The sequence below is a fragment of the Paracoccus sp. FO-3 genome, from assembly GCF_006386455.1.
In the GTDB taxonomy this organism is placed as follows: domain Bacteria; phylum Pseudomonadota; class Alphaproteobacteria; order Rhodobacterales; family Rhodobacteraceae; genus Paracoccus; species Paracoccus versutus.
On sequence record NZ_VCBQ01000144.1, the window covers coordinates 1 to 8,910 of the forward strand.

Genomic DNA, 8,910 nt, shown 5'->3' on the forward strand with positions numbered 1-8,910 from the left:
CCCGGCATCGCCGCCGCCCGGCGGGCGCGCGCCGGTCAGGGCGAAGGCGCCCAGGTTTCCCGCCTCGGCATCGCCCTGCCGCCAGCCCAGCCTTATGCGCTGGTGCGCGGGCTGGTTCGCCAGCGCCCGCGGCCCCGACCCCGGCGGCAGGGGCAGCGCCCGGCCGCGATTGCCGTCGCCGAACATCAGCCAGACCGCGCCGTCCTCTTCCGTCTCGGTGGTGAAATGGCGGTCGAAGCCGGCCGAGTTCATCAGCGTCGGCTGCCATTCCCATGGCTCGGCCCCGACATGCAGCCGGACCGAGGGGCGGCCGTCCCCGTCCGTCAGCACCTGCGGCTGCGGCGTCCTGAGCGCGCGGATCGTGACCGTCCCGGTCAGCAGGTCGGTCGCGGTGACGACGTCCTGCCGGCCGGCGCCCAGGCCCATTGCCGCGCCTTCCTCGTTCGCGGCGCTGGCGGGGTCGCCGTGGATCGCCTCGACCAGGTTCGCGGTGATCAGCAGCGGCGCGCCCTCGGGGTCCGACCAGGGCCGGAAGGGCAGGGGCAGCGGCTCGGCCAATTCCAGCCGCGTCAGCTCGCGCGGCAGCGTGTGGGCGGGGTCCGAGGGGTCGGCGGCCCAGCCCGGCTGGCTGATCTCGGCCAGGGCCGCGATCCGGGTGACATGGGCGGCGCGGCCCTGCACCAGCGCGATGCGCTGGCCCGGCAGCAGATGCGCCCCCCAGCCCCACAGCAGCAATTCGCGCGCGCCGGCGGGCAGGATCGCATCGGGTGCGCCGGGCCAGGCCGCCGGCCGCAGCAGGCCGCGGTCGGCATCGCGCTGCAGCCCGGCATTCCAGGCGGCGTCCAGCATGGCGGGGGCCCGGCTGGTGAAGGTGGCGGTGATCCGGCCCATGCCCTCTTCGCGCACGAAGCGGGTGCCCGCGGGCAGAAAGCCCGCCCGGCCGGGCGGCAGGTCCACGGCGACGACGGCAAGGGCCGAGCCGCCCTCGTCCAGCGCCAGGCCGAGCGCGGCGGCATGGCGGCTGAGCGAAAGCCGCTCGCGCGCGGTGTCGACGAACGCCTCCTGCGCGACGCGGTCCTGGTGCAGCGACAGCATCTCGGCATGATGGGCCAGCAGTTCGACCAGCATCGCCTCGGTCGAGGCGGGGTTGGTGCCGGCCCAGTTCGGATCGGTGGCGGCGGCCCAGTTCTGCATCACCGCAAGGAAGCCGGTGAAATCCTTGGTCGCAAGGTCGATGGCGGGCTGCACCCCCGGCGGCGGGGGCGGCGCGGCGGGTTCGCGGCAATCGCCCGCCGGGCAGGCGACGAAGAAATCGAAGCCGGCCTCGGCGAAGAACGGGTCGAGCGGGTCGTCGCCGCCCGAAAGCAGCCGCACCAGCGTCCGGCCGCGCGGCCCCTGCTGGACGAAGCGGACGGTGATGGTGCCGTCGCCATCCGCGACCGGCATCACCTCGGCCTCCAGCGGCAGGCCGCCGGGCGCGGTGACGGCGATGTCCTGGGGCGCAAGGCCCGCGGCCGGCTTGGCCAGCCGCACCGACAGGGCCACGGCAAAGCCCGGCGGTGGCGGTTCGGAAAAGCTCAGCGCCGCGATTCCCTGCCAGCCCGGCCCGATCTCGGCCTCGCCCCATTGCAGTCCGAAGGCGCCCGGCTCGCTCATAGCACCACCTCCAGCCGGTGGGGCGTGCGGTCGGCGCGCAGGGCGTAGTCGATCGAGACCAGAACCGTGCCCTCGTCGCCGCCATCCTCGACGGTCAGCTCCTCCAGCGTGACCTCGCCGGCGAAAACCGCGTCGAGGCTTTCGCGGATGCGGTATTCGATGGCCGACAGCGCCAGCGGAGAGATGTTCTGGAACACCTGCGCATCCAGCCCCGCGCCGAAGCGCGGGCGCATGACGCGCTCGGCCGGGCGGGTGAACAGCACCGCCATGATGCGGTCGCGGACATGGATATGCGCATCCTCGGTCTCGGCCAGCCCCTCGCGGCGCAGCCGGGTGCCGGCGCGCACCAGCGGCGGGCCAAGGGCGAAGGGATCGGCGATATGTCGGGCGGCCATCCTGTCTTTCCTTTCAGGTGACGGGCGCGGGGGGCATGGGCGGCGGAAAGGTCACGATCGCGGACAGGGCCTGGGCATGCAGCGCCGCCGCGATCCGGTCGGCGCGCGAGGATTGCGCGGCGCCGGTGTCGGACAGGGCCGCGGTGATCGCCGCCCCCGCGGCCGCGGTCGCGACGGGGGGCGCGGCCACGCCGGGGCCAAAGGACTGGCCGGCGACATAGGCCATGAAGGACAGCGCGATCCCCTGTCCCGCCGCCCCAGCCGAGCCGGCTTGCAGCACGGGCACCAGCTGCGCCTGCAACTGGCCCTTGCGCGCCGCCGCCGTCGCGCAGGGAATGCCCGCCGCCATCGCCATGCCGAACCAGTCGGCGACGGCCCCCGCCAGGGCCTGCGCCGAGGCCGCGGCGTCGTCCTTGAAATCGCCGTTCTCGTCGCGCGGCAACCATTGCGACTGAAGCGATTGCGAAAGGGCGGCGGGGACAAGCGGCATGGTCTATTCCGTCTTTGAAACCTGGCTGAGATGGCTGGAGCCCATCGGCTGGGCGGGCGGCCCCGAGGGGCCGACGCCGGTCGGATGGGTATGGCTGTTGAAAAGCTGCATGAAGGCGTCGCCGAGGATCAGCGATTCCGAGGCATTGGCCCCCAGCTTGATCGTGTCGGCGGTGATGGTGATCTCTCCCTGCCCCGAGATGCGCAGCTCGGCGCCCGAGGCCTCGGCGATGACGACGACCTCGCCGTCGTCGTCCAGGCTGACGACATGGCCCGCCCTGGTGCGCAGGATGACCAGGCCGGGGGCGGCGGGGCCGTCGGGCCCCTCGGGCGCCTCGGTGCCGGTGTCGGTTCCCAGGTCGTCCTGCCCGCCGCTGCTTTCCGGCGCGCCCCAGAAGGTGCCGGCCCAGATCGGGCGCATCGGGTCGCCGGCCTCGAACTCGATCCAGACGGTGTCGCCGACCTCGGGCAGGGCGAAGAAGCCGCGGTTGTGGCCGCCGCCCCAGGGCAGGCAGGGCAGCGCCCAGCCGGTTTCCTGGTCCTCGCCCAGGACTTCGGGGACGCGGGCGCGGATGCGGGCGATCTTCTTGGGGTCGTCGCGGTCGGTGACGATGCCGGCATATTTGCCGTAGAAGGCCGGCCGCCCGGCCTCGCCCACCAGCGCGGCCAGCGCGCGCAGCAGGTCCGAGGACAACCCGTCCGTCGCCAGCATCCGCCCGAAATCCGCCCTTGGTCCGTTGCCGCTCATGCCGGGGGCTCCTCTTCCGCCGATTGCCCGAAACCTTCGCCGCCGCGCCGTCCCAGGGCGTTCGACAGCGCCGAGAAGCGCTGGACCAGCATGCCCTCGGCCATCTCGGTCGTGACCTCGCGGATATACCAGGTGCCGCTGAGCCGGTCGCCGACGCCCTTGATCAGCGCGGTGCGATGCGCCCGCAGCAGGCCGCGATAGCGCGCGGGGTCGAGCTGGCCCCTTGCCTCGATCGCCAGGTGGTCCCGGACCCCGCGCCCCCGCGTATGGGCGCCCATCGCCGCGTCGCGGGGCAGCGCGCCGCGCAGGAAGCGGACCGAGCCGGTCGCCCCGGCGCGGGCCAGCCCTTCGGCGGCCTCGGCGGCGAAAAGCGCCTGCCCCAGCAGCTCGTCCTGCGCCTCGCCGTCGGCCCGGACCATGCGCTTGGCCACCGCGTCGATGCCGTGGGCCAGGCGCTTTTCCGGGCGCTCCAGGCTGGCGGCGAAGTCGATCCAGTCCAGGTTGGCATTCTCGCGCAGGATGGTCAGGTCGGCCTGCGGCTGGCCCCCCAGGTCGCGCGGATGGAAATGGCAGGTCGGCTGGCCCGAGGCGGGATCGGGTTCCAGATAGGTGACGAAGCCGTTGCGCGCCGCCAGATGGCGCAGGAACGACCAGTCGTCGGCGCGCTGGATCAACAGCATGTCGTCGGCGGCCAGCTTGGCGTCGGTGTCCTGCGCCTCGACCTGCAGCCCGTAGCGGCCGGCGATCTCGCGCGCGGCGTCGGAATCGCCGGCGTCGGGATAGCTGGCCACGCGTTCCTCCGCGGCCATCAGCATGGCGGCGTCGGCGGCCAGAACCTCCAGCCAGGAATTGGCCTCGGGTTCTTCGAAATGCGGGCGCAGATGCGACAGGTAGCCGGCAAACATCACCTGGTCCGCCCCGCCCGGCGCGGCCAGGGTCAGGCGGATCTCGGCGCCCGGCTCGAAGGGGCCGTCGTCCAGCACGTCATAGGTGCCGTCCGCCCCCTGCCGCAGCCCGATCCGCAGCGCCAGGCGCGCGGGCTGGTCGTCCGCCTCGGTCAGTTCCAGCGCGCCGACCCGGCCAAGCAGCGCCCCCGGAAGCCGGGTTCCGTCGATCTCGATGGAAAAGCGCGGCGTGGCCATGGCGTCCTCACTTGTCCGGGGGGATCTGCACGGGCGTGCCCGGCACCACCGCGTCGAAGGGATCGAGCGCGGGCGATGCGTCGGCGATGCGCCACAGCTTCAGCGGATCGCGGTAATAGCGGGTCGCCAGCGTATCCAGCCGGTCGGTGTCGGTGGCCACGGCGGCAAAGATCGCCGCGCGGGCGGGGCGCGGGGTCAGGCCGATCAGCTCGACCTGCGAGCCGTCCGCCCGCACCCAGGCCACCCGGCCGGATTTCGCGTAACGGCTTTTCTTGTCGACGGCCATCGCTGGTTTCCCCTATTGCGGCAGGTTGATGCTGGTGCCCTGGTCGGCGGTCGTATCGAGATAGAGCCGCGCCATCTTGCGGCGGTTCGCGGCGGTGAAGTTCAGCGAGGACTGGACGCGGGTGTTGTCGCGGGCCTCGGCCTCGCCCAGCACCTCCAGCCCGACCTCGATCTCGGCGCGGACGGGATAGAGCTTGCCGTTGAAGAAGGTCTCGGCGATCGCCATGCCGGTGATCTTGACCGGCACCACGCGCCTTTCGCCCCAGATGAACAGCACGATCGGGCGGCGGCCGCGGGCGCGCACCGGCTCGCTGCCGTCGGAAGGCGCCTCGGTCTCGCTTTCGACGGGATAGAGCAGTTCCTCGAGCGCCGAGATTTCCGGCAGCACGCCGAATTCCACCGGCAGCGAGGAATGCGCCTCGACCCGGTCGGCCAGGTCGAAGCGCAGCACCACCGAGAAGCTTTCCTTGAGCGCGCCGGACGAGGCGTCGGCCCCCTGTTCCCCGCTGCTGCCCCCCGAGCCCTGGGCGCCGGGCTCTGCCCCGCCCTCGGCCCCCTGCGCCTGTTCCAGCTGCAGCTGGCGGGTCAGCGATTCCGGGTTGAAGCGGAAGGGGATGAAGCTGGCCATGACGGCGGTGTCGTCGGGATTGTAGACGGCGAAGGCGCCCTGGGTGAAATTGATCGCGTCGCTCATCTTGCGGCCTCCCATGCGGCGCGGATGGCGATCTCCAGCCTGCGGGCCAGCGCGGTCTCGGCGCCGGGGGCCAGCAGGTCGCGGACCTCGGCCAGCTCCAGCCGCAGGTCGCCCAGGGCCCCGGCGCCCGCCGCCAGCCCGGCAAGGCTGCGCGCGGCCTGGGCCAGGGCGCGTTCGATCACCGCGCGCAGGCGGGCGGCGTCCTGGGCCGAGGCGCTTTCGACGCTGATTTCGCCGATGTCGATGACCAGGTCCGCCGCGGTGTTCATTGCGCCTCCTCCAGCCAGCGGGCCAGGGGGCCCAGGTCGTCGGCCCCCCTTGGCAGCCCGGATTTCTCCAGCTCGCGCAGGACGGCGCGGGCAAGGTGGCGCGGGGCCAGCCGGGCATTTTCGGCGGCCGCCAGATGGGCCGCGGCGACGGCGGCGTTGCGGATATTGCCGCCGGCAAAGCGGAACCGCTCGGCCAGCATGGCGATGTCCAGCCCGTCCTCGCACCAGTCGGGCCGCGGCAGGTTGCGGCGCCACAGCTGTTCGCGCTCGGCCTTTTGCGGCATGGGAAAGTCGATGACGAACTGCATCCGCCGGGTAAAGGCGGGGTCCAAGTTCGCGCGCAGGTTCGTCGCCAGCACGACGATGCCGCCGAAGGTTTCCAGCCTTTGCAGCAGGAAGCCCACCTCGATATTGGCATAGCGGTCATGGGCGTCCTTGACCTCGGAGCGCTTGCCGAAAACCGCGTCCGCCTCGTCGAAGAACAGGATGCCATGGCCGGCCTCGGCATCGTCGAAGATGCGCGAGAGGTTCTTTTCCGTCTCGCCGATGTATTTCGAGACGACCTGCGACAGGTCGGTGCGATAGAGGTTCAGCCCAAGCGCATTGGCAAGGCAGCGCGCGGCAAAGGTCTTGCCGCCGCCCGGCGGGCCGGAAAACAGCAGCGCCAGCCCCTGCGATTCCCCCGCGTCCACGGGCACGCCCATCTCGGTCCAGACCCGCCGCTGCGCCTCGCGCCAGGCGATGGCATCGGCCAGGCGGCTGCGGATCTCGCTGCCGGCGACCAGGTCGTCCAGCGTCACGTCCGAGCGGATATTGGTGACGAAGGGGCCCATGCGGCGCGCGCCCGCCGCGCAGATCGCCGCCGCGAAGCCCGCGGGATCGGGCCGGTCGCCGGGCGCATCCCCGGCAAGGCTGGCCAGGATCTCGGCCTCGTGCCGCGCGGCGAGCAACTCGGCCAACGTCAGCTGGAAGCGGGGGGCGAGCCTGTCGGCGATGGCGGCGTCGATGCCGGCGGCGTCCCATGCCGCGCGCGCCTCGGCCGGGGTAAAGGGCGGGGCATCGACCGCGCGCAGCCGCCCGGCGTCGAAACGGTCGGGGGCCAGCAGGACCAGCGCGCCCGCGCCTTGCCGCGGGGGGATGCGCGGCGGCGCCTCCAGCGCGAACAGGTCGACGACCAGGGGCGGGGCGTCGTCATCGGGCAGGGGCAGCGGCTCGCCGGGGCGCAGCGCGACCAGATCGAAGCCCCGCGCCGGCAGCAATGCGGCAAGGTCCGCGGCCAGTTGCAGCGCCATGCGCCGCGAGGGGCTGCGCAGCCACAGCACGCCGTCGGCGGCGAGGATGCGGGCCGCGGCGCGGGCCGGGCGCAGCATCACCGGGCGGTGGGTGGCCGGGACGAAATCGCCCTGCATGCGAGGCTGGCCGCGGAAGCTGCGGGCCAGCCCTTCGGGCGTCAGGCGCAGGCCCCATTGCGCCGAGGGCAGGCAGGCGCCCGGCGGCTGGGCCAGTTCCAGCCGGGGGTTGTCCTGGGGCGCGACCAGCGCCGCGGCCAGCGCCGCGTCATGGTCGAGGCCCAGCCCGGCCACCGCGATCCGGGCAAAGACCGCGGGCGTCGGCAGGTGCAGGCCGGCATTGTCGGCAAGGATGGAAAAGGCGGCGGCGGCGTCCGGGAAGCGTTCCGCCGCGACGGTGGCCGCCTCGATCCAGGCGGCGGGCGACAGCGGCAGCTCGGCGGCGCGCAGGGCCAGGGGCCGCCAGTCCTCCGCATGGTCGGGCCAGCGCTCGCGCGGGTCGTATCCCGTCTCGGCATCGCGAAGGTGATGGGCGACGGCCAGCAGCGCCGCCTCGCGCATCCAGTCCGCGGGCCTGCCGCCTGCCGCGCCGATCCCCATCGCGGTCATGGCGTCACCTCGACCGGAACGGCGGGGGTGAAGCGGTTCGGGCCCATGCGCAGCGCCGCCAGCATGGGAATGGCGCGCAGCCCCGCCGCGTCCAGCGCGGCGCGGGCCACCACCACCTGCGCGGGCGTCGCCGACGTGGGCGCAAGCTCGATCACCTCGAGCGGCGACAGGATGCCGCGCGCGGGCCACAAAAACACCTGCGCGGCCCCGGCAAGGTCGCTGCCGGTCAGCACCAGGTCCGCGCCGGGCGCCAGCGCCGCCGCGGGGGCATCCAGCGCGGGCCGGCCGGTGGTGACGGACAGGGCGTGCCGCTCCGACCCGCCCTCGGGCGCGACCAGCACGATGTCCAGCGCGCCCGGATCGGCCCCCGGCGGGCAGGTGACGAAGATGCGGCCCAGGGCGTCGGGCCGGGCGATCTGGCCGGGGCCGAGCGGCGGGTCGGCCAGGGCGAAGCTGTGCGGGCCAAGGTGCAGCTCGGTCGCATTCGCCGCCTCGGCCGTTTCGATGCGCAGGCGGCGGCCCGCGCCCAGCGGGTTGGGCAGCGCGCCGATGATCGCGGGCCGGGTGATCGGCCGCGGACCGGCCAGCCGCACGCCCCCCGGCGCGACGATGTCGGGGGCGGGCAAGGGCAGGTTCAGCCGTTCCAGCTGCACCGGCCCCAGCTCGACCAGCGCCCAGGGCCGGTGGCGCATCTGCAGGGGCGTGAAGATCTTTTCCATCAGGTCCGCCGCGACCGGGACCAGGGTCGCCGTCATCCGCCCCTCGCCCTGCACCGGGTCGATGTCGGCCGAGGCAGGGATCGGCAGTTCGATGACGGGATCGGTCTCGATGGCCTGCAGCGCCTGGCCAAGCCGGTTGATCGCCTGCACCGGCTCGCCGGCGGGCGAGGTGCCATAGGCGGTGATGACGAAGAAGGCCGAAAGCGACAGCGGCGGCGGGCGGCGCTGGCCGTCGTCGCCGATGAACCATTCGTCGTTGCGATGCGTCGGTTGCGGCGTCACCCAGAGCAGCGATACCCGGATCGCCTCGCCCTGCGCGGTCGGGTTCTCGATCGGCGGGCCGGCGGCGATGTCGGGCAGCAGCGGCGCGATCCCCGCCTTCAGATGGGCGGCAAGGGCGCGGCCGGCATCGTGCAGGTTGACGAAGCGCGCCATCTCAGCCTCCGTCCGGGCGGGGGATGGAATGGCCGCGCGGCGCGCGCCGGGACGGCTTGGCGAGCAGCGTCTTGCGCGCGGCCGCGGGCCGTTCGGCGGGGTTGCGCGTGACGATGGTCAGCGCGCCGATGCGGATGCGGACCTGCGGGGCCGCCTGCGGCGGTGCGGCGGGAAGCGGCG

General features: G+C 73.5%; 10 protein-coding genes. All 10 read right to left on the reverse strand.

Going from position 1 to position 8,910, the window contains the following annotated elements; translation table 11 throughout:
• On the reverse strand, positions 1-1,656 hold a 1,656-nt coding region (locus FE811_RS24170; RefSeq protein ID WP_219848940.1), incomplete at its 3' end, for a hypothetical protein.
• Positions 1,653-2,051 (reverse strand): GPW/gp25 family protein, encoded by a 399-nt coding sequence (locus FE811_RS24175; RefSeq protein ID WP_140849066.1) that lies wholly within the window; start codon positions 2,049-2,051, stop codon positions 1,653-1,655. The genes FE811_RS24175 and FE811_RS24170, both read right to left, overlap by 4 nt.
• A gap of 13 nt (positions 2,052-2,064) precedes the next feature.
• Complete coding sequence (locus FE811_RS24180; protein ID WP_140849068.1) at positions 2,065-2,541, reverse strand: hypothetical protein; 477 nt, start codon at positions 2,539-2,541, stop codon at positions 2,065-2,067.
• Positions 2,542-2,544: 3 nt separating this feature from the next.
• Complete coding sequence (locus FE811_RS24185; protein ID WP_214274781.1) at positions 2,545-3,288, reverse strand: phage baseplate assembly protein V; 744 nt, start codon at positions 3,286-3,288, stop codon at positions 2,545-2,547.
• A complete protein-coding gene (locus FE811_RS24190) occupies positions 3,285-4,430 on the reverse strand; it encodes a hypothetical protein (protein WP_140849070.1) in 1,146 nt (381 codons plus the stop codon). Before FE811_RS24190 ends, FE811_RS24185 begins: the two co-directional genes overlap by 4 nt.
• Positions 4,431-4,437: 7 nt before the next feature.
• Entirely contained in the window at positions 4,438-4,716 is a 279-nt protein-coding gene (locus tag FE811_RS24195; protein ID WP_036760184.1) for a hypothetical protein, read from the reverse strand.
• Positions 4,717-4,728: 12 nt separating this feature from the next.
• A complete protein-coding gene (locus tag FE811_RS24200; RefSeq protein WP_072461277.1) occupies positions 4,729-5,409 on the reverse strand; it encodes a hypothetical protein in 681 nt (226 codons plus the stop codon).
• Entirely contained in the window at positions 5,406-5,678 is a 273-nt protein-coding gene (locus tag FE811_RS24205; protein WP_140849072.1) for a hypothetical protein, read from the reverse strand. Before FE811_RS24205 ends, FE811_RS24200 begins: the two co-directional genes overlap by 4 nt.
• Complete coding sequence (locus tag FE811_RS28000; RefSeq protein WP_219848942.1) at positions 5,675-7,576, reverse strand: ATP-binding protein; 1,902 nt, start codon at positions 7,574-7,576, stop codon at positions 5,675-5,677. The genes FE811_RS24205 and FE811_RS28000 overlap by 4 nt, the downstream gene beginning before the upstream one ends.
• Positions 7,573-8,730: a Pvc16 family protein gene (locus FE811_RS24215; RefSeq protein ID WP_140849074.1), complete on the reverse strand. Its 1,158-nt coding sequence runs from the start codon at positions 8,728-8,730 to the stop codon at positions 7,573-7,575. The genes FE811_RS28000 and FE811_RS24215 overlap by 4 nt, the downstream gene beginning before the upstream one ends.
• Positions 8,731-8,910: the final 180 nt, after the last annotated feature.

Bases quoted from the DNA above. Each gene is read 5' to 3' on its own strand.
- FE811_RS24175 (WP_140849066.1), bottom strand. From the start codon at position 2,051: ATGGCCGCCCGACATATCGCCGATCCCTTCGCCCTTGGCCCGCCGCTG.
- FE811_RS24180 (WP_140849068.1), bottom strand. From the start codon at position 2,541: ATGCCGCTTGTCCCCGCCGCCCTTTCGCAATCGCTTCAGTCGCAATGG.
- FE811_RS24185 (WP_214274781.1), bottom strand. From the start codon at position 3,288: ATGAGCGGCAACGGACCAAGGGCGGATTTCGGGCGGATGCTGGCGACG.
- FE811_RS24190 (WP_140849070.1), bottom strand. From the start codon at position 4,430: ATGGCCACGCCGCGCTTTTCCATCGAGATCGACGGAACCCGGCTTCCG.
- FE811_RS24195 (WP_036760184.1), bottom strand. From the start codon at position 4,716: ATGGCCGTCGACAAGAAAAGCCGTTACGCGAAATCCGGCCGGGTGGCC.
- FE811_RS24200 (WP_072461277.1), bottom strand. From the start codon at position 5,409: ATGAGCGACGCGATCAATTTCACCCAGGGCGCCTTCGCCGTCTACAAT.
- FE811_RS24205 (WP_140849072.1), bottom strand. From the start codon at position 5,678: ATGAACACCGCGGCGGACCTGGTCATCGACATCGGCGAAATCAGCGTC.
- FE811_RS28000 (WP_219848942.1), bottom strand. From the start codon at position 7,576: ATGACCGCGATGGGGATCGGCGCGGCAGGCGGCAGGCCCGCGGACTGG.
- FE811_RS24215 (WP_140849074.1), bottom strand. From the start codon at position 8,730: ATGGCGCGCTTCGTCAACCTGCACGATGCCGGCCGCGCCCTTGCCGCC.